This is a genomic window from Bradyrhizobium pachyrhizi, assembly GCF_029714545.1.
In the GTDB taxonomy this organism is placed as follows: Bacteria; Pseudomonadota; Alphaproteobacteria; order Rhizobiales; family Xanthobacteraceae; genus Bradyrhizobium; species Bradyrhizobium pachyrhizi.
The window spans coordinates 6,875,038-6,894,780 of record NZ_CP121667.1; the positions used below are offsets into that span (position 1 = coordinate 6,875,038).

The window sequence follows — 19,743 nt, forward strand, 5'->3', positions numbered from 1 at the left end:
CGCTACATCCAGCTCGAAGCATCGCATGGCCGAAGGCTCGAGTGAAGCCAAGACCGCCGGATCAATCGCCTGGCCGAGCGCATATGAAGTCATCTGGGCCGTCGCATGGGCGCCGCCAAAATATCGAAAACAACCCCATGCAAAGTAGCCGGCGGCGGCCGGCGTCGACCGGGCAACTTGACACGTCGGGCAATTCAGGGGTATATTTCTAATATTCCGAACTTGACCCCTGCACCTGAATCGGTGCCCCAGCCCAAAATGCCGCCCTTGCGTTGACCGCTTCACGCCATGAGACGCGATGAATTCCATTCCCTGCCATGGTCACCGGGCGCTTCCCAGCCCGATTCGGAGACGATCAGGGTGTCCTCGAGCTTGATGTAGCCGCGCGTTGGATGCAGCAGCGCGGTCTCGATCGAGATCACCATCCCGTGTTCCAGCGGCCGATCAGCGTCATACGGCGAATAAGGCACCGGACCCGTTGCAGTCAGGCGCGGCGCTTCGTGGCTGACGAGCCCAATGCCGTGTGCGGTGAAGTCGAGCACGGCGCGATGCGGCGAGGCTTTGACGGCCGCCTCGCCCGCCGCGATGATGTCGCCACCCATGGCGCCCGGCCGGATCGCGCGCCGGGCCACCTGCTGGATGTCCTCGACCTGTTGCAGCAACTCGCGCAGCTCGCTGTCGGGCTCACCCAGGATGCCCATGCGGCTGAGGTCACCGATGTAGCCCCGGTAGTTTCCGCCGGAATCGATCGAGATTACGTCGCCTTGCTCGAGACGCTGGCTGGAAGGCGCGCGGTTATGGCTCTTGCCCGCGGCAATCAGGCAGTATTCGAAGACGAGATCGCGCTCCTGCTCCTCGCGGCGCAGACGGGCGACGACGTCGCTCTTGGTCATGCCCGGTGCGCAGCCCTTGAACGTGGCCATCATCGCATCGACGACCCGTTCGGAAGCCTCCCTGATCAGGTCCAGTTCGGCGGGAGATTTTACGGCACGAAGCCGTTCCAGCGTGAAATGGGCCTCGCGGAACTCGACGTCGCCAAGGCCGGTGCGCAGATGATCCCTGGCATCGGCCGGCAGGAAGGCTGCCTCGATGCCGATGCGCTTGGTGGAGCCCGCGAGCTTCCTCGCATGATCGATCGCAAGGCCGATCGCATCGATCGTTCCCCACGCCTCCGCCTTGACAACCGGCGTCCATATCCGTCCGAGCGCGTGCTCGAACTTCTCCATGCGGTTGCCGATGTAGGCGGAATTTTCCAGGTGTCCTTTCTGATAGACGAACACCGGCAGATAGCGGCCGGTGCCGATTGCCTCCATGACGTCGAAGAAGAAGAAGCGATATCCACCGAGCAGATACTGCGCATTGTGACGCGAGGTGACGATCAGGACGTCGAGCCCCGCTTCATCCATCAGCCGATCGAGCTTTGCAGTATCGAACGGCGCCGCCGTTGCGATCGTGTCGAAAGCGTTGTCCATGTATGACCTTTCGTCTTTCACTGTCCCGCGGCCGGTTTTGCGGCCAGCGATTTCGGTGCGGCGCTCGCGCCCGCGTTTTCGCCAAACAGAACCACCGGGCGCCCGTGCGGCTCGACGCCGAGGAACGTGAATGCAAGGCCGATCAGGAGGCCCGCGCCGGCAAGAAAGCAGAACGCCGGCATCACCGCCGCGGCTGTCGCACTTGGATGCACGAGGTTATCCGCGCCGGCGATCAATGCGAGACACAGGGGACCTACGATCTTGCCGATCCCGTTCGAGAGCTGGGCAAGGCCGACCGCGCGTCCCGACAGCTGAACCGGGAAGATTTCCGCCGGATAGGGTCCGATATTCGAAAATCCGCCATCGAAGAACACGGCGCCGACGATCAGGAAGACCAGGAACAGCGGCACCGAGCCGGCAAAGTCGTTGTGAAAATAGGCGGCGAGCGCCAGCGACACCGCGGTACCATAGCCCATCAACTGGCCACAGGGCTTGCGGCCGACCCGATGGGCGAGGAAGGCGAAGCCGGTCCGGCCGAACACGCCGGCGAGGCTGACATAGATGAACATCTTGGCCGCATCCTGGGGCGCGACGCCAAGCAGCAGCGCCACGATCGTCGGTCCCCACAAGAACACACCGTAATTCGCCGTGCTGGCGCCGAACCAGATCAGGACTGTCAGCCAGAAGCGCCGCTGCTCGGCAAAGAGATCGACAAATGTCGCCGGGCTCGCCGGCGGCAGCGCAGGCAGCACGAAGGACTCGCCACCGACCCGGTAGAGTTTCCGGATGCTCGCCTGCGCCTCGCGCACGCGGCCCTTGCTGATGAGCCAGCGCGGCGATTCCGGCATGACGATCATGGTCAGAATTCCGAGGAGGATCGGCAGGAAGCCGACTGCCGCCAATCCGCGCCAGCCGACCAGCGGCAGCAGGAAGCTCGCCGTCACCGACGCCGACAGCACGCCAAAGGCGACCGGGACGACCACGAGACTCGTGACCAGCGTGCGATGGCGGGTCGGTGCGAATTCGACGATAGCAGGAACCGCCGCCGCCGCGCCGGCGGCAAGGCCGAAGCCGACGAAGAAGCGCAGGATCGCAAACGCAACCCAGCCGTCTTCCGGAATGAACGCGATCGCGCCCGAGGTCAGGCCGCAGAGCAGAACACCTGATATCGCCAGCGGCTTGCGCCCGAAACGATCCGCGAGGATGCCCGCGACGAACGCTCCCAGCATCGCTCCGATGCCGGCGCTCATCAGCATGATCGACGTCTGCCCAAACGTCAGGTGCCATTTCGGCGCCAGCACCGAGACCAGGAATCCGACCACAAAGAAATCGAAGAAATCGACCACGCCGGTGACGGCGAAGATGATGATCGATAGCCAATAGCGCGTCGTTACCGGCGCTTCGTCGAACGGCACTGCGCTCGTTTGTTCCGCCATGGTCTCCCCCTGTTGTTGTCAAGCCGCCTTCTTGTTTGAATTCAGAAATGCCGTCACCGCCTCCGCCACACGTTCGGTGGCCTGGATCGACGCGACATGGCCGACGCCTGCGATGATCTTCGTCTCGACGCGCGCAAGATCGCGGGCGAGCGCAAATGTTTCCGCGTTCGGGATCAGCCGGTCATCACCGCCCGCCAGCAAGAGCGTCGGGCGATCAAAGCCGGTCAGATCGGAGGCGACAGGCTGCGCAAGCAAGGCGCCGCGGCGCGCCTTCTGGCCCTCGTCGCGGCTGGAGCCGCGGAAGATCTCGATCAGCTCAGGCCGCGTGCGCAGGTATGCTGGCGGGAAGAAGAACTCGGCAATCTTCGACGCATTGGCGATGGTATCCGCGCGCCAGGAAGCGAGCTTGCGGAAGGCATCCGCATTGACGTCGAGCGGGCTTCTGTTGACCTTCCAGGTGCTGCTCAGGATCAGGCGGTCGATGCGGTCGGGATGACGGGCCGCCAGCACCTGCGCGATCTGCCCACCCAGCGAGGTTCCGAAGACATGGGCACGATCGTAACCGAGCCCTCCGATCAAGGCCGCGGTGTCGTCGGCCAAATCGGCCAGCGAATAGGATGACGGAGGGTTTCGGGTGGCACCGGAGTCGCGCTGGTCATAGGCGATCACCGTGAAGTTCTCCGCAAGGACAGGCGCAAGGCCGTCAAACATCGCATGATCAGCCTCGCCGCCATGCAACAGGACTATCGGATCGCCGCGCCCGGTTTTCTCAAACGCCGTGACGACGCCGTTGGATTCGAACGATTGCATCGGGGTCCCCGCTAATGCAGCAGCGTTGAAAGCGCGCCGGCCAATTCCTTCGCAGGATCCGATGGCAGCCACGGCATCCGCCACGCCACATGTCCATCGGGGCGCACCAACACGGCGCCGCGCATGCCGAGCTGGAATCCATCCGCCGGATCGGCTGAGGGCAACTGCTTCAGCGACAACGGCAAGGCGGTCTTCTCGGATACCTGTTTTCCCGCTTCCAGCCACTCACTGCCGAGTGGGCCCGCGACGACGGTGAACTGCTTGTCGAACCAGTCGAGCGTCGATTTCTTGCGCGAAGGCTCCAGCCACATGTGCGGAAATCGCGCGCCGGGACGATCCGTCGGCGTGTAGTAGCGGGAGTTCAAGGCCTTCGCGACGGTGCCATCGGGGATCACCGCGCCCTCCTCGTAATTGTGGCCGAGGTTCTGCCCGATGCTGTGCAGGTGATTGTCCATGTCGTTGATCCAGAACCTGATCCGGTCCGGATTGCGCGATCGCACGGCGTCATCGGTCAGCCCGAATCTCAGCCGATTGCCGTAGCTGAAATTGGCATTGGATTGCGCGATCGGACGTCGCTCGCTGGAATAGCTGTCGAGCAGCTTTTCGTCCGCAAGGCCCTTCAGCACGAAGGCCAGCTTCCACGCGAGGTTATGCGCGTCCTGAACGCCGGAGTTCAGGCCGAAGCCGCCGGTCGGCGGAAAGCGATGCGCGCAGTCGCCGACCAGAAACACCCGGCCCTTTCGAAAGGTCTCGGCCACCTGCATGCTGACGCGCCAGATCGAGCGGTTCAAAAGCGTGACATCGAGATCAGGAATGCCGACATGGCCGCGCGCGATCTCGATGAACTCCTGGTCGGTCCAAGGCCGCTCGCGATCGTCCTTGGTCAGGCCGATTTGCGTCACCGTCAGCCAGCGATCGCGGCCATTGGTGTTCAGGATGCCGGCGCGCGGCAGATCGGGTCTGTCCGGGACGATGATGAAACCGGCGGCCTCGCGCGCGATCGGCAGCCGCGACAGATCGGCACGCCAATACTCGTTCGACATCACCGCCAGCGTCGAGGGCCCGACCATCTCGATCCCGGCGCTGCGCCGCGTCTGGCTGCCCGCGCCGTCGGCCGCGATCAAATATGTCGCCGTCCAATGGGTCACCTCGCCGGTCTTTTCGCAACGTGTCGTGACGTTGACGCCGCTGTTGGTCTCCTCGAACGATTCACAGGCCGTGTTAAACAGAACCGTGGCGTGCTTGGACTTTTCGACCACCCGCAGGATTTCCTCCTCGACGGCGTCCTGGGCGACCAGGCTCTTCCAGGCGGGGGTATGACCGACATTCGGTTCGGGGCGGGTGCGGCCGAACTCGTGGCCCGCGATGCTGTCGAGAAACACGAACATGTCGGAATTGTCCTGCAGGCCGCGGTCGCGGATCGCCTGCTCGATCCCCCACTGCCGGAAGATCTCCATGGTGCGGACCCAGCAGCCGCGCGACTTCGGATGATCCGTCGTCGTCGGACTCTTCTCGACCACCACGCAGTCGATGCCGAAGCGATCGAGCAGCAGCGACATCGCAAGGCCGACCGGCCCGCCGCCGGCGATGAATACGGACGTCTGGCGTGCCTCATCGGTGGCGATGCCCATCCTCGTCTCTCCTCCGTTTGATCGTTGCGAGGAGACTGCTCCTTTTTTGGTATCTCACAAGAATATGTTTGATATGGTATCCATCTCGATTTGAGATGGAGTGTGCCCGCCATGGACCTGCGGCAGATCCGCTATTTCGTCGCCGTCGCCGAGCGTGGCGGCTTTGCCGCTGCAGCGAGCACGCTGAACGTCGCCCAGTCGGCACTCAGCCGCCACGTCAAGGAACTCGAGGACGAATTGGGCGGCGCCTTGCTCGAACGCGGCGCGCGCGGTGTCTCGGTCACGGAATCCGGCAAGGTGCTGCTCGCGCGCGGACGCTGGCTGCTCGGCACAATCGACGACATCAAGGCCGAGGTGCGCACGGAAAATCGCGAGCCGAGCGGAACGGTGCGGATCGGCGCGCCACCGAGCCTCGGCGATATCCTCTACCCGCCGCTGGCCCAGGCCTTCGTGAAGCAATTTCCACGCGTGAGGCTCGAGCTGAGCGAGGGCCTGACTGAGAACGCGTCCGAACGCCTACTACGCGGTGAACTCGATCTGGCGATCGTGACGACGCCTTCCCCCAACGACCATCTCGACTATGAGACGCTGGTTGTCGAGCAGGTGTTCCTGATCGGGCCGTCGCGCGACCCGCTGCTGAAGCGCGGCCGGCTGACCCGCAAGGAATTCGACGCCCTGCCATCCGCGGTGGCCCCGCTCAGCCGCAACCCGTTCCCGTCGACCATGCTCTGCGCGGTGCGGGTCGATAACAGCACACCGATGAAGCGCATGGTGGCATCTGGCCTCGGCTACGCGCTGCTACCATTCTCCGGCATTCACCAGGAGGTGGCTGCCGGCGCGCTGTCGGCGGCGCTGTTGCCGTGGATGCGCGCCGAGCGCGTGCTGGCGCTGCCGCGCGGACGGCCCGTGAGCCGGGCCACGCGTGAAGCGATTGCCGCGCTGAAGAAGATCTGCGGCGTCCTGATCGACGAGGGAATCATCCTGACCTCGCCGGCGCGCAAGAGCTGAACCCGCCGCTCCACGCAAGCGGTCTGCTCATTCCTCGCTGTAGCCCGACGCACGGGCCGTATCCGTTGCGTCCGGCTCCAGGTTCTGATCGACCAATCCGTCTTGACCATAGTTGTCATGACAACTATAGAGTCATTCCAAGATTGGCGATCAAGCCGGCTGTTCCCGCAGTGAAAAGACGCGAGCCGTGACGCGGCTCTGCGGGCGACTTTTCATGGCCGGCGGTTAGTCGAAGGGAGGACGTTATGAACGCTGCTTCGCAGACCCATGCGGCAAGGCTGAGCGAGATTTCCCGGCTCATCGATGACCGCCCCGGCGAACGCATCTTTGAAGTCGATCGCCGGATCTTCACCGATCCGGCCGTGTTCGACGCCGAGCTGCGATATATCTTCGAGGCCACGTGGAATTTCATCGGCCTGGAATCCCAGGTCGCCCGGCCCAACGACTTCGTCACCACCCATATCGGCCGGCATCCCATTCTGGTGATGCGGAGCGCTGAGGGAAAAGTCGGCGCCTTCCTCAACACCTGCCGGCATCGCGGAACGATCGTCTGTCCGTTCAAGCAGGGCCGGCAGAAATTCCATGTCTGCCGCTATCACGGCTGGGCCTACGACTCGGGCGGGCGCAACATCTCCGTGACGGAGGAAGCGAGCGGACAGTATCCGCCGTCCTTCTCGAACAGCAATCACGACCTTCTTCCGGTCGCGCGGCTGGGTTCGTATCGCGGATTCCTGTTCGCGAGCCTCTCGGCCGACGTTCCGGCGCTCGAAGAATTTCTCGGCGACACCCGCGCGTTCCTCGACCTCATCATCGATCAGAGCGACAGCGGTGAGGTTGAATTCGTGCCGGGCGCCAGCACCTACGCGTTCGATGGAAACTGGAAGCTGCAGTTCGAGAACGGTCTCGACTACTATCACTTCGCGACCACGCACAGCTCCTACGTCGATATCCTGAAGAAGCGCAATGCAAGCGCCGGACCGGATGCCGGATTCACTGCGGAGCCGGAAGGCGAGCAGGAAGGGCAAGGCAGCTTCAGCTTCGATTACGGCCACGCCGTCAACTGGTCGATCAAGCGCACGCAGCTCTATGGCCGGCCGCTAGGCATGGATCCGGCGCGTCTCGATGCCGTGAGGCAGCGCGTCGGCAGCACCCGTGCCAAATGGATGCTGCGCCAGCGCAACCTCACGATTTTTCCGAACCTGCAGGTCATCGACATCCTGTCGGCGCAGGTGCGAACCTGGCGGCCACTGGCACCCGACAAGACCGAGATGGTGTCGCATTGCCTTGCTCCGGTCGGCGAAAGCGCCGCGGCGCGCACTCTTCGTATTCGCAACTACGAAGACTTCTTCAATGCCTCCGGGCTGGCGAGCTCGGACGACAACGTCATGTATGAGTTCTGCCAGACCGGCTACGACGCGACAACCGCCGCGCCCACGCAAGGTTATTTGCGCGGCGTCGCGGAAGTCAGCCATGGCGAGAGCGCGCACACGCGCGAGCTCGGCATCACCCCAACCGAATGGTCGTTTGGCCCCGCCAGCTTCGGCGGCGAGACGAATTTCCATCCCGGGTATCGCGAGTGGCGCAGGCTGTTGCAGCACGCCGCCGGGGAGACGGCGTGATGGCGGCCGACGCAATCAGGGAAGCCGATGCGCGCGCGATCGCAGCCGCGGTCATCTTTCGCGAGGCGCGCCTGCTCGACGCCGGCGAATGGGCCGATTGGGTCGCGATGTACAACGAGGATGCCGTCTATTGGGTGCCGGCATGGCTCGACGAGTACACCACCACCAATGATCCCGAGACGCAGGTCTCGTTGCTCTACCACGATGCGCGGCGCGGGCTGGAAGAGCGGATCGCGCGCATCGAGTCGCGCAAATCGATCACCGCGCTGCCGCTGCCGCGCACCGTGCACCAGATCTCGAACCTGGAAGCGTCGGAAACCGGCGCTGATCAGATCACCTGCCATTCGGTGTTCTCGGTCCACGTCTACGACCCGCGCGTGGCCAAAGAGCATCTGCGGCACGGGCGCTATGAGCATACGCTGCGGCGTGACGGCGAGACCTGGAAGATCGCGCGCAAGGTCATCACGCTGGTCAACGACCGCGTCCCGACCGTGCTCGATTTCTACAGCATTTGAGAGGGCACATGACGGACGATCAGGGAACCTGGCACGAAGCGGCCGCGCTCAGCGCGCTGAACGAAGGCGAGCCGTACGGCATCGAAATCGGCCGTCACCATGTCGCGCTCTATCGCATCGGCAATGAGTACTACGCCACGAGCAACATCTGCACGCATGCGGAGGCGCTGCTGTCCGACGGCATTCTGGAGGGCTGCGAGATCGAATGCCCGCTGCACATGGGCCGATTCGATATCCGGACCGGCGAGGCGCTGACCAGTCCGGTCGAGATCGATATCCGGACCTATCCGGTACGCGTGGCGGGCGACAGGCTCGAAGTCTGCCTGCCCGCATAACAGAACCGTCAAAAATCAAGAATCGGGGGAAACAGGGATGACCGAAGTCGTGATGGACAAGGCGGCGATAACGACCGCCGATCCGCAGATCGAACGCACCACAATCCGCAAGGTCGCGCTGCACCTGATGTGGTTCGTCATGGCGATGTATTTCCTCGCCATTCTCGACCGCGGAAACATCTCCTTTGCCGCACTGCAGATGAACAAGGAGCTCGGGCTCAATGCCGAGATGTTCGGCATCGCGGTCGGTATCATGTACTTCACCTATTCCATCTTCGAGATCCCGAGCAATCTCATCCTCAGCAAATACGGCGCGCGCGTCACGCTGACGCGGATCGCGATCCTGTGGGGCATCGCCACGATGCTGATGGCATTCACGCAGGGTCCATTGAGCCTCTATGCATTCCGCGGCTTCCTCGGATTTGCCGAGTCCGGCTTGTTTCCCGGGGTGATGCTGCTGCTGAGCCTCTGGTTTCCGTTCAAGTACCGCGCCCGCTACAACGCGATGTTCAACTATGCGGTGCCGATCTCCTATATCTTCGCCTCGCTGATCTCCGGCGCGATCCTCGAGCTGAACGGAACGTTCGGCATCTCGGGCTGGAAATGGCTGTTCATCCTCGAGGGCCTGCCGCCCGTCATTCTCGGGATCGTCGGCATCTTCTATCTGACCGACCGCCCGCAGCAGGCGAGTTGGCTGTCGACGGCGCAGCGCAACTGGCTGACCAGCGCGCTGGAGCGCGACGCCAAGGCGACCGGGGTGGTGCATGCCGAAGGCGTGCTCCGGACCATCACCAAGCCGATGGTGCTGCTGTTCGGCCTGTGCAATTTCGGCCTGTTCTGTGGCCTGGCTTCGCTGTTTCCCTGGCTGCCGCAAATCATCAAGTCGTTCGGACTGCCGAATTCCCAGGTCGGTTTCGTGACCGCGATCCCACCCGTCGCCGGCCTGATCGGCATGATCGCGTTGTCGCGGCACTCCGACCATGTCGGTGAGCGCTTCTATTATGCTGCCATGACCTTCGTGATCGCGGCGGCCGGATTCGCGATAGCGGCCTTTTCAACATCGCCGGTTTGGATCATCATCGGATTCATGGTTGCCAATGTCGGTGTCTATGGTACGCAGGCCGTGTTCTGGACTATTCCCCAGTCCTACATGTCGCGGCAGAGCGCGCCGGGCGCGATCGGCCTGGTCAGCACCATCGGCAGCATCGGAGGCGCCACCATCCCGATCGTGATCGGACGCGCCAAGGACGCCTCGGGCAGTTTCACCATCGGATTCCTCGTGGTAACAGGCGTTCTCCTGGTCGCGGCGACGTTGGTCTTGATCGCACGCACCCAACTCGTGAAAGAATGAGCAGTCGGACCGCCACAAACCGTACCAAGACCCCTGCCCCGCGCCGCGCCGCGCAAGAGGATGCGCGCTCGGAACTGGTGATCGATTTCGAGCGCTATGTGCCCACGGTGCTGTCCAGCCTGGTCGCGAGGTTGCGCGCCAATGCCAACGCCTTCTTCCCGCAGGCCTACGGCGTGTCGCTCGCGGAATGGCGGGTGCTGTCCTTTCTCAGGGAGCATGAACCGGCAAGCGCCTACGACATCTGGACCAATGCGCAACTGGACAAGGCCGTCGTCAGCCGCGAGACGACCTCGCTGAAGAAAAAGGGCCTGATCGAGCTGACGCCGGTGCGAGGCAGCGCCCGGAACCGGACCGAGATCCGGCTGACATCGCAGGGCGTGGCACTGCTCGACCGCAGTCTGGATGAAATCCTGCGCCGGCACAGCAACCTCACGGCCGGTCTCGACGCCAAGGCACTGGAGAGCTTCTTCCGGGTCGTGGCGCATATCGAGCACCGCATTCCCCACATGGCCGACCAGACCTCGAATGCCGTGCCGGCCCACGCGCCGGTCAAACGCATTGCGAAGCGGAGGCCGCCGACCGGCGCCTAGCGACACTTGTCCGGTGAGGAACCCGCGTAATTTATGTTTCAGTAAGCAAGTTGTAGCTAGGATCGACCAGTGAGTTGCGTATGGGAGACTTCCAGTGATCGACTTTGACGAACTTCGTAGTATCGCCGCGGATGTTCGTATCTTTATCGACGCGTCGGAAGACAAGGGTGGCGCCTTGAAGGCCATCATCGAGGCCTACGACGTCGTTCTCGGGATTTTTCCGGCCGGCCAGGGAATGGATCTTCACGTGGTCAAGGGCACCGAGGTCCTCAACCACATCGCGCAAACCCAGGCCTCGTCGGGCTTTACCCACACCGCCATCGCATTCCAGACCCGTGAGCAGGCTGTTGCGCTTCAGCAACTGATGGCGGCCTAGCCACCGGCGTTGCGCGCCCGCGTTGCGGGGGCGGTTGAAACGATCGCATCGGCGATCGCCCGATCCGGACCGATGACCTGACCGGCCCTGGACCGTCGAGAACTCGAGGGTCGGATCAAAATATGCCTCGGCCCGCTTCTCAGTGCGCCGGCAGATCAAGCAGCGGTTGCTGAACGGCATTGCGCAGTTGTTCAGCATGGTATTGCGCGACGCCATCCCGGGGGTACTCGACCAGGAAATCGGCAATGCGCAGCGTCGCCACGGCGGGCTCCGCGTACCGGATCGAACTATAGACGGCCTCCCAACGCGCGCAGAACGTCAGTTCCGAATCGCCGCGTTCGCCGCACAGTTCGTAGACCGTGATCGCGTCGGCAAAGCCCTTCGGCCGGATCTGGTCGACGCTGCGGAACGCGAATCTGTGTTCGGCACGCGCCTTCACGGCTGCGCTCACCAGGACCTGCGTGCCGTAGTTCTTGTTGAGGCCTTCGAGACGCGAGGCCAGATTGATGGTGGCGCCGAGCGCGGTGTAGCTCATGCGGGCGGCGGAGCCGACATTGCCGACCACGGCATCGCCGAGATGCAGTCCGAACCGCGTGCCATAGGCCGGCCAGCCTTCGCTGCGGAAGGCCCGGTTGAGCTCGGCATTGCGCTGAACGCAGTCAAGCACGGCCTCGCAGGCATGAACGACGTGATCGGGATCCTCGTCCGGCGCGTTCCATAGTGCCATCACCGCATCGCCGATGAACTTGTCGATGGTGCCATGGTGTTTCATGATCGTCTCCGACATCGCGGCGAAATAACGCGAGGTGTAGATCATGACCTGGGAGGGGTCCGCCTTCTCGGTCTTCGCGGTGAAGTCGGCGACGTCGGTGAAGAGAACCGTGACCTCGCGCCTGATGCCGCCGAGCTGCAGGGAGGCTCCGGATTCCATCAGCTGACGGACGATCGGCTGCGGAATGAAGCTTGAGAAGTTGCGTACGACGGTGCGCATCGTAAACACCGAGCGCCCCAGTTCGTCGATCTCGTCGATGGCCGATTGCATCCGCGGCCGGTCGGCGAGCTGAAAGCGCTGGATCTCGTCGGTCTGCCGCGCCAACTCGCGCAGCGATCGGGCGAGCAGCGAGCCGAGCCAGAACGCGAAGGGGAGCATCGCGATCACAAAGCCGAGCGCGATGGCGAACAGCGCGCGCCGCTCCGAGATGATCTTGGCGAAAAACTCGTCGAGCGGGGCGACCACCGCGAGGTGGATGTTGGCCGCGCCGGCCGTCTCGATGCGGTGAAAGGCCGCCACAAGGGTCCGTCCGTCGGCGTCCGTGAAGAACTGCTGGGCGAGTCCGTCGGTGCGCCAGGCCTGGATCGCCGCGGACAGGCCGGGAAGCTTGATGGCATCGATCCGGGGCAATGCGTCGCTGCGTTCCGCCATCAGACCGCGCATCTCGGGATGGCCGACGATACGGTCGGCGTCGTTGAACAGGAAGGCCAGCCCGGATTTTCCGAGCTTTTGCCGGCTCAGCATCTCCTCGAGGCGATTGAGCAGCAGGTCGGCGGCCACCACCCCGCGGCGGCCTTCCCTGAGCGGCGTGCGCAGCGTGTAGCCGGGCTCCCCGGTCGCGTAGAACACATAGGGCCCGGTGAGCAGCGTCTTGCGATCCTTTAAGGCATCGACATACCAGGGACGCCGCCGCGGGTCGTAGCTATGCGGCCCCGCCACCTCGGCGACCTGGGTCAGGTTTTCCGACAGGAACAGCGTCACCGGCGCCGCGGCGGCCGCCCCGGAGCGGGCAATCACGACGACGCGGTAGACAGCGTCAGCGGCGACATTCAGCGCCGTGCGGAATTGCGGCTTGGCGCGATCGATGACGTCCATCTCCAGGAAGGAGCCGTCTTCATATCCGACATAGAGATTGAAGATCTGCGGATTGTTGCGCAGCATCGAGGCCAGCAGGGCGTAGAGCCTGACATTATCGGCGACGTCGGCCTCCTGGATGGCCGGTATGCCTGCCAGGATCTCGAGGCTGTCGCGTACATTCTTGAACTGCGCGTCGATGCGATCGGCGCCGATTTGCCCCACCTTGTCGATGAAGGTGCTCGCAGCCATCTGGGTGATGGACGAGACCCGCCTGAAGCTGAGATAGACCAGCGTCAGTCCGACCACCAGCACCGCGGCGATGAACACCGTGATGATGGAGGCACGAAAGCCGATACGAACCGGCCCCCGGCCGGTCTCGCGCGCATCACTCATCGAGCTCGTCGTTCGCCTCCGCTAATATTTGCGCACGATCGGCTTGGTCGGTGTAGCAGCCGGCGCGGCCGGCGAGAGCTGGAACGTCACCCACGCCGTCCACCCTTCCGGCCGGTTCTCTGCGGCGAAATCCTTGTAGCCACGAAGGTTCAGATAGCCCTGGTAGCCGTCGGCGACCGGGAAGATGAAGCCTACCTGCGGGCCGATGCCGGCGACGCGTCCCTTGAAGTCACCGAGCTTCGCGCCGGCACCGCTGTCTCCGGTGAGCTGCTGGAAATAGTAGCCGGCGACACCGACATGGACATTCTTGGCGACGAACTTCGAAAGTCCCCAGTCGACGTGGAAGTCGATGCCGTTCTGGTACTGCAGATCCTTGTTCATTCCATTGTAGGTGACGCCCGCCAGCACCGAGAACTCCTGGCCGGTTTCCGGATTGAGATAGGTATAGGCGCCGCCGACATCGATCGCGGTGAATCCGAAGCTGAGATTGGCGAGCCGGCTGCTGTCATAGGTCCCGCTCGGGATGTTGCCGAAGATGTAGACCATCTCGTTGTTGACACCCTGATTCCATTTCAGCGTGCCCTGGTAGAAGACATCGGAGACCGTGTTGCGGTTGTCGGTTGCGACGCCCGAGACCGTATTGCCCCGCGGCCCGGTCAGCGTCGCGTCAACCCCGACGCCGACATTTCCCGGCGCAGCAAGGAAGGTTACCGCGGCCTGGCCCCCAAGCACGGACTGAGCCCAGGTGTAGGTAAATCCCTCCACGAGAACGTCCGCATGCGCGTTGAGACCGGCCACGACCGATCCGGGCACCCGGTTGCCGATGACGAAATTCTTGCCCGCGTTGGCGCTCTGGTCGAGGTGAATGTAGATCGTCTCATACGCCCAGCCCGGCATTGCCGGTGCTGCGGTCAGGCTCGCGAACGCGCCGGGCAGCCAGAAGCTGACCCCGCCGGCGTCGGCCAATGCCGCGCGCGGCGCTGCCGACAGTGCGAGTACACCAACTATGCCCAGTGCGGCGCGCCTGTGATTCTTGACTATCCTCATCCCGATCTCCCCACTTCGTTCAAGACACCGTATCGGATTCGCGTGCACCTCAATTCGCTTTTCTGACCGGCGGCGGCGTCCAACTGCCGTCCAGGGCCGCGCGCTGCGGCGAATAGAGCCGCATGGCGAGGTTGAATTCACCCGCCGGAGCCGGCAGCCAGTTGGACTCCCTGTCCGCGCCGGGGCTTTCGTTCTGGAGATAGATGTCGAGCGAGCCATCCGCGTTGAACTTGAGCTTGTCGCGGTCGCCGAGCGCAAAGCGGTTCAGCGCGTTCGGCGCCTGGAACCCGTCCTTGTCATAAAGCGTGACCGACCAGAAGGCGCTGGCCGGTGGCAGCTTGCCGTTGTCGAAATGCAGCACGTAGCGATTGGCGCCGCTGTAGGGCTTGCCATCGCCGTCCACGAACGATGCCGGATAGACCGCATCCTCGGGCAGATTCACGCCGAGCCCGATCAGCGTGCCCATCCCGCGGAGCTTATAGGCGGTGCCATAGGTGCCGACGGTGCTGGTCTGGTAGAACCAGCCATTGACGTGGAGGCCGATGCCGGCGCCGCTCTTGCCGGACTGCTCCAGATCCGCAAGCGCATCCTTGGCGGCAGCATTGATCGTCTTGACCAGCGCCGGGTCGAGCTTCGTGGCGTCGAACGGCTTGCCGGACTCGAGACCGATCTGCCGCATCCGGAACAGGATCGGATAATCGTTGGCGTGCGGTGGATGTTTCGCCATCAGCTCGGCCAATCGCCCGAGCACCGCGACGCCGTCCATCTTGTTGACCTGCACAAGCGGCGGTGTCTTGTTGTCGATCGCCGGATCGGTCGGCATGTTGGCCTGGGGCGGAATGGCCTTGCCCCATTGGCTGAGCGGCGTCAGCTTGTAGCTGTCCTGAACCTTGTGCACGTTATCGTAGTCGGCCGGACCGTTGGTCTGCGTGCGGCCAAGAATCCAGATGGTCGGCGTTGGCGCCACGATCTTGGTCAGGCCTTCGGGCAGCGTCCCGTTCCAGCCCGGCGCGACGATAGCGAAACTCCCCGCCCTGGTTCCGGTCGTGCGCGAGCCCACGACACTGAACACATCAGTCCACATGTCGAGCATCGGCAGCAGATAGTAGCGTCCGCCCGTATCGGGAACCGACAGGATGATCGGCTCTTGCGAAATGTCGAGCCACACGGGCGAGTAGAGCGTGTCGAAATTGTAGCGCACGACATCCCTTTCCTCGGCGCGCGGATAGGTCCGCGCATGTGCGAACTGGTTGACCGGGGCACGCAACGGAACCGTGTTCGCGTTGGGCACATTGGTCGACTGACGCATCGAGATGTCCATGGTGACGATCGGATAGGCGAAGACATAGGCATCGCGTGCGATCTCGTACGCCTGCTGGTCGGAGATGCTTTGCGCCGAAGCCGGCAGGCCCGGCATCAATCCCAGTCCCAGGACAATCAATGCAAACGCTGATCTGATCATCTACGGCATCCTTCTGCCCACTAATCCAGAGTCTCACTCCGCATCGACGATGTTTGTCGTCGAACCGTCAATTCGCCACCTGCGCCTCCGGAAACTTCCATTTGCCGTTCAGGATTTCCGCATGCGGCCGATAGAGCCGGACGGTGTAGTTCCAACCCTTGGTGATCGGCAGGCAGTTTTGGATCTTGCCGCCGCAGCCGCCGAACTGAATCGCGATGGAGCCGTCAGCACCCTTCACGCCGGTGACGTTGTTCAGCGTGTAGGCGTCATAGGGATTCTTCTCGAAGTATCCTTTTTCGTTGTAGACGCTGATCGACCAGAACGCGTCGACGGGGACGTCGCGAACGGTGAGCTTGTAAATCGTCGTGCCGTCATTTTTCATAGGCGTGATGCTCAGATAGGTCGCGTCCTTGTCGGGATTGCCGCCCCAGCCGGCGGCCGTGCCGATCAGATGCCTGACAGGATCGACGTATCCCTTGGGTCCGAACGCATGGGCGAAGCCGCCGGTGTAATCATTCAGCGCAAGCAGCGCTTCGCGAATGGCTTTCTGGCTGGCGGGGTCCCAAATCGGAAGTTCGAGCTTGCCGGTGCCTTTCTGGCTGACCTTGATGGCATCCTGCAGCGCGTGCACCTGCGCGATGTCCTTGGGATCGTTCGGATCGACCAGCGTGCGAATCCCGACCACCACATAGAGCGTGCCGACGTTCTCGCGCGTCAGCGTACGCTTGCCGGCACCGTAATAGACCGCGGGCACATAATGATCCTCGCTGATCACCTGCAGTGCCATATAGCGCTTGCCAGGGTCCGGCATCGTGATCGTCACCGGCCCGGCGTCGAGGTCGAACACCCCTGATGTATAGAGCGTATCGCGGTTGAGCCTGATGACGGTCTGGTTGTCGATGCGCGCCGGCTCGCGACGATGGTTGAGCTTTCCGAGGCCGCCCTCCTTGGACAGATTACCGATATAGAGATCGGACTCGGCACGGGTAAAAGTGTCGACCGTGACGGGGACCGGCGATTGCGCGAGCGATGCGCTCTGGCCCGCGAGGCAAAGGACACCAGTCAACAGATATCTGAATTTCACTGCTTCACTCCATTTCCAACCGTAACATTGGCATCGCCGTGGCTCTTGAGGTTGGAGCGCAGAAGCATGTAGCCGTCGGGCTTTGGGTCGTAGTGGCCCGGCGGCAGAATCAGGAACTTGCCGCCGGCACCCTTGTCGACGCCGAGCAGGCCGGCATCCTCGAGCGGCATCTGCCAGACCGTGACGATATTGCCGTTGAACGATCCGTTCGTATCGCCAGGCGGGAGATCGAGCACGATCGGACCATTCCTCGTGTCGAAGAACGTCATGAAGTACAGCGCGTCCGGATTCGGCGTCAGCGTCTGGTTGTGCCAATCAAGCGGCCGCCCCCAATAGTTCACCTGCCCCACCTTGCCCGGCGTCCTGATCAGCATCTCATGCCGCATCAGATCGGTATGGACCGCGGAAATGCCCCAGATCACGGCCTCGACAGCGCGGCGCTCGATCATGCGGCGGTTGAGATCGTCGCTAGACGGCGTTTGGGCATGCGTTGATGCGATCGCCATCAGCGCAAGTCCTCCGGCGATCAATGGCTTCATGACAATCTCCGTCATTCAAAACGGATTGACATAATTGACGATCGCGAGCTGGCGCAGGATCACGCGACGCACGATGTGGGTCGGCTTCATACGATCGGTGTAGATGGCGGCCGTACCGGTCGCGCCCGCCGGCAATCGATCGGCGAAGGCGGCATCATCGAGCTTGACGCGCACGACGAAGGGCACCGCCTCGATCGCCTTCGGCGCAACGGCTGTGCCCGAGGTCGTGGCCTGGCCGGTCGCGACCGCCTGCAGCACGCTTTCGACCTTCCCCGAATAAATCTGCCCGGGCGCGAATTTGAAGGTCACCTCGACCTCCTGCCCCGGCGCGACGTAGCGCGCATCGATCTGGTTGATCTCGACGCCGATGATCGTGTTCGAGGTATCGATGAACGCCATCACCGGAGACAACGGCAAGTTCGACACCCGCGCGCCCTTGCGCAGCGCAACGTTGGTGACGTAGCCGTCGGCCGGCGCGCGGACCACGGTCTTGTCGCTGTTCCACTGCGCGGCCTCGAGCTGGCCGCTGAGCTGGTCGACCTCGGACTGCCGCTGCTCGACGTCGAAGCCACGCCCCGCATCGCGCTCATAGAGCGTCGTCATCTGCGCAAGCCGTGTCTTCGACAGCTTGAGCTGCGCCGTGATCGCCTTGACTTGCGCGTCGTAGGGCGTCGGATCGATCTTGAACAGAACGTCGCCGGCCTTCAGCGGCGCGTTGGCGACGACGGGCACCTCGGTCACCTCGCCCGCCACGTCGGGCACGATCGACACCGCGTTGCGCACGACCAGCGCGGAACCCTGCGGCGCGCCCCAGCCCATCGGCACCATCAGGCCGAACAGTGTCAGCACAATCACCAGGAACGGCGAAAGCTTCCAGAACAGGTTGAACGGCACGATCTTGAAATGCACCAGGAGGAACAGCAGCACGAGATAACAGTTGACGATCGCGACAGCCATCACGCATCTCCCGACCGGCGCGGCGCCGGCACGTCGACATAGGCCCAGATGAAGGCGAGCGGCCAGAGCGCGAAGCCGCAGATCAACGTGATCCAGCCGGCCACCGCGACGGCCTGCGCCCAAGGATGACCACGGGTTTTGGCGATATGCCCGGGCAGCCAGCCTGCGATGCAGAACACGCCGATCGCGCTGGCAACCACGATGACGAGCACGATCCAGGCGAAGATGTCGTAGCCGCTCATGGCTTCACCTCCTTCGCGGCCGCGGTCAGGGACGGAAAGACCTCCTTCCAGTCCCGCTTCATGTCGACGACGGTCCAGCCGCTCGCGGCGGCTGCATCGAGCGCCTTGTCGAGCTTGCCGATCTTCGATTGCCGGTCGTAGGCATATTCACGAACCTCGTCCGTGTGATGAACGATGCCGGCGAAGCGCGCGCCCGACCCTGCTGTGGTCCATTGCAGCATCTGCAGATCACCATCCGAGTTGCCGAACGCGAAGATCGGACGGCGGCCGATGAACCGGTTGATGCCGACCGGCTTGCCCGGGCCGTCATCAATGAATTCGACCTTGGCTTCCTTCATCAGCACCGGCTTGCCGTCGGCGCCGATCTGGAATTTCACCACGCCGGACGAGCCGACCACCTGCTCCGGCGGGATGCCGTAGACCCGCTCCATCCATGGCCGCATGAATTCGACCCCGCCGCCGGAGACGACAAAGGTCTTGAAGCCGTTGGCCCTGAGATAGGCCAGTAGCTCCAGCATCGGCTGATAGACCAGACTGTCGTACGGCCGGTTGAAGCGCGGATGCCTGGCGGTCGCGAGCCAGTCGCGCACCAGATCTGCGAACGCATCGGTGGTCATGCCGGCATGCGTCGCCATCACGATCTGCAAGAGGCCCTTCTCGCCGCTCGCGGCCAGCGCCTTGCTGTCCTTCTCGAGAAGCGCCTTGAAGGGTTGCCGCGTCTTCCAGTCCGGATGCTCCGGCGCCATCGCCTTGACGCGGTCGAACGCGAAGGCGAGCTGGAAGTAGAACGGCTGCTCGGTCCACAGCGTGCCGTCATTGTCGAACGTCGCGATGCGCTCGGCGGGCGGCACGAAGTCCCGTCCGCCTTGCGCCGTGACGCGCGCGACGAAATCGGAGATCGCCGTTTTCGCCGCGCCGTCGTTCCAGGATGGCAGGGGATCCGCCGGCTGCGCCATCGCAACGGAGATGGATGCAAGATACGCAAGCAGCACAGCGGCGAACCGAACCATCATCGCACTTGTCCTTC

General features: G+C 63.3%; 19 protein-coding genes. 7 read left to right on the forward strand and 12 right to left on the reverse strand.

All coding sequences use genetic code 11. From position 1 onward, the window contains the following. Nucleotides 1-281 precede the first annotated feature (281 nt). The 4 genes from QA639_RS32615 to QA639_RS32630 are packed head-to-tail and all read right to left on the reverse strand — an operon-like array spanning nucleotide 282 to nucleotide 5,349. Nucleotides 282-1,472 (reverse strand): M24 family metallopeptidase, encoded by a 1,191-nt coding sequence (locus QA639_RS32615; protein WP_283088062.1) that lies wholly within the window; start codon nucleotides 1,470-1,472, stop codon nucleotides 282-284. A 17-nt stretch (nucleotides 1,473-1,489) separates the two neighbouring features. Continuing rightward, nucleotides 1,490-2,908, reverse strand: a complete 1,419-nt coding sequence (locus tag QA639_RS32620) for an MFS transporter (protein WP_283088063.1) — start codon at nucleotides 2,906-2,908, stop codon at nucleotides 1,490-1,492. 18 nt (nucleotides 2,909-2,926) lie between these two features. Then, complete coding sequence (locus QA639_RS32625) at nucleotides 2,927-3,718, reverse strand: alpha/beta fold hydrolase (protein ID WP_050383707.1); 792 nt, start codon at nucleotides 3,716-3,718, stop codon at nucleotides 2,927-2,929. Between the two features lie 11 nt (nucleotides 3,719-3,729). Beyond that, nucleotides 3,730-5,349: an FAD-dependent monooxygenase gene (locus QA639_RS32630; RefSeq protein WP_283088064.1), complete on the reverse strand. Its 1,620-nt coding sequence runs from the start codon at nucleotides 5,347-5,349 to the stop codon at nucleotides 3,730-3,732. A gap of 111 nt (nucleotides 5,350-5,460) precedes the next feature. On the opposite strand from QA639_RS32630, the gene QA639_RS32635 reads away from it, so the two are divergent. The 7 genes from QA639_RS32635 (at nucleotide 5,461) to QA639_RS32665 (ending at nucleotide 11,143) form a co-directional block, all read left to right on the forward strand. After that, nucleotides 5,461-6,357 carry a LysR family transcriptional regulator gene (locus QA639_RS32635; protein ID WP_283088065.1) on the forward strand — a complete coding sequence of 299 codons (897 nt, stop codon included), beginning with the start codon at nucleotides 5,461-5,463 and terminating at the stop codon, nucleotides 6,355-6,357. 245 nt (nucleotides 6,358-6,602) lie between these two features. After that, a complete protein-coding gene (locus QA639_RS32640; RefSeq protein WP_283088066.1) occupies nucleotides 6,603-7,976 on the forward strand; it encodes an aromatic ring-hydroxylating oxygenase subunit alpha in 1,374 nt (457 codons plus the stop codon). After that, the gene (locus tag QA639_RS32645; protein WP_283088067.1) at nucleotides 7,976-8,491 is read left to right on the forward strand and encodes an aromatic-ring-hydroxylating dioxygenase subunit beta; all 516 of its coding nucleotides are present in this window, start codon (nucleotides 7,976-7,978) and stop codon (nucleotides 8,489-8,491) included. The genes QA639_RS32640 and QA639_RS32645 overlap by 1 nt, the downstream gene beginning before the upstream one ends. 8 nt (nucleotides 8,492-8,499) lie before the next feature. Next, nucleotides 8,500-8,826 (forward strand): non-heme iron oxygenase ferredoxin subunit, encoded by a 327-nt coding sequence (locus QA639_RS32650; RefSeq protein WP_283088068.1) that lies wholly within the window; start codon nucleotides 8,500-8,502, stop codon nucleotides 8,824-8,826. Between the two features lie 37 nt (nucleotides 8,827-8,863). After that, entirely contained in the window at nucleotides 8,864-10,177 is a 1,314-nt protein-coding gene (locus QA639_RS32655; RefSeq protein ID WP_283088069.1) for an MFS transporter, read from the forward strand. Further along, nucleotides 10,174-10,767 (forward strand): MarR family winged helix-turn-helix transcriptional regulator, encoded by a 594-nt coding sequence (locus QA639_RS32660; protein WP_283088070.1) that lies wholly within the window; start codon nucleotides 10,174-10,176, stop codon nucleotides 10,765-10,767. The genes QA639_RS32655 and QA639_RS32660 overlap by 4 nt, the downstream gene beginning before the upstream one ends. 94 nt (nucleotides 10,768-10,861) lie before the next feature. Next, nucleotides 10,862-11,143 carry a hypothetical protein gene (locus QA639_RS32665; RefSeq protein WP_016846917.1) on the forward strand — a complete coding sequence of 94 codons (282 nt, stop codon included), beginning with the start codon at nucleotides 10,862-10,864 and terminating at the stop codon, nucleotides 11,141-11,143. Nucleotides 11,144-11,282: 139 nt separating this feature from the next. Here QA639_RS32665 and QA639_RS32670 read toward each other — a convergent pair whose 3' ends face one another. The 8 genes from QA639_RS32670 to QA639_RS32705 all read right to left on the reverse strand — a co-directional run bounded on the left by QA639_RS32670 (nucleotide 11,283) and on the right by QA639_RS32705 (nucleotide 19,729). Continuing rightward, on the reverse strand, nucleotides 11,283-13,385 hold the full coding sequence (locus QA639_RS32670; RefSeq protein WP_283088071.1) for an adenylate/guanylate cyclase domain-containing protein: 2,103 nt from the start codon (nucleotides 13,383-13,385) through the stop codon (nucleotides 11,283-11,285). Between the two features lie 21 nt (nucleotides 13,386-13,406). Next, nucleotides 13,407-14,432, reverse strand: coding sequence for a SphA family protein (locus tag QA639_RS32675; RefSeq protein WP_157347694.1), 1,026 nt, complete (start codon nucleotides 14,430-14,432; stop codon nucleotides 13,407-13,409). Nucleotides 14,433-14,481: 49 nt separating this feature from the next. Next, nucleotides 14,482-15,894: a DUF1254 domain-containing protein gene (locus QA639_RS32680; RefSeq protein WP_283088072.1), complete on the reverse strand. Its 1,413-nt coding sequence runs from the start codon at nucleotides 15,892-15,894 to the stop codon at nucleotides 14,482-14,484. A gap of 67 nt (nucleotides 15,895-15,961) precedes the next feature. Further along, nucleotides 15,962-16,978, reverse strand: coding sequence for a DUF1254 domain-containing protein (locus QA639_RS32685; RefSeq protein WP_428841087.1), 1,017 nt, complete (start codon nucleotides 16,976-16,978; stop codon nucleotides 15,962-15,964). Next, nucleotides 16,975-17,517, reverse strand: a complete 543-nt coding sequence (locus QA639_RS32690; protein WP_082190505.1) for a DUF1254 domain-containing protein — start codon at nucleotides 17,515-17,517, stop codon at nucleotides 16,975-16,977. The genes QA639_RS32685 and QA639_RS32690 overlap by 4 nt, the downstream gene beginning before the upstream one ends. Before the next feature lie 15 nt (nucleotides 17,518-17,532). Then, entirely contained in the window at nucleotides 17,533-18,474 is a 942-nt protein-coding gene (locus QA639_RS32695) for an HlyD family secretion protein (protein WP_283088073.1), read from the reverse strand. Further along, nucleotides 18,474-18,716 (reverse strand): DUF3302 domain-containing protein, encoded by a 243-nt coding sequence (locus tag QA639_RS32700; protein ID WP_028335690.1) that lies wholly within the window; start codon nucleotides 18,714-18,716, stop codon nucleotides 18,474-18,476. The genes QA639_RS32695 and QA639_RS32700 overlap by 1 nt, the downstream gene beginning before the upstream one ends. Continuing rightward, on the reverse strand, nucleotides 18,713-19,729 hold the full coding sequence (locus QA639_RS32705; RefSeq protein ID WP_283088074.1) for an HAD family hydrolase: 1,017 nt from the start codon (nucleotides 19,727-19,729) through the stop codon (nucleotides 18,713-18,715). The genes QA639_RS32700 and QA639_RS32705 overlap by 4 nt, the downstream gene beginning before the upstream one ends. Nucleotides 19,730-19,743 lie beyond the last annotated feature (14 nt).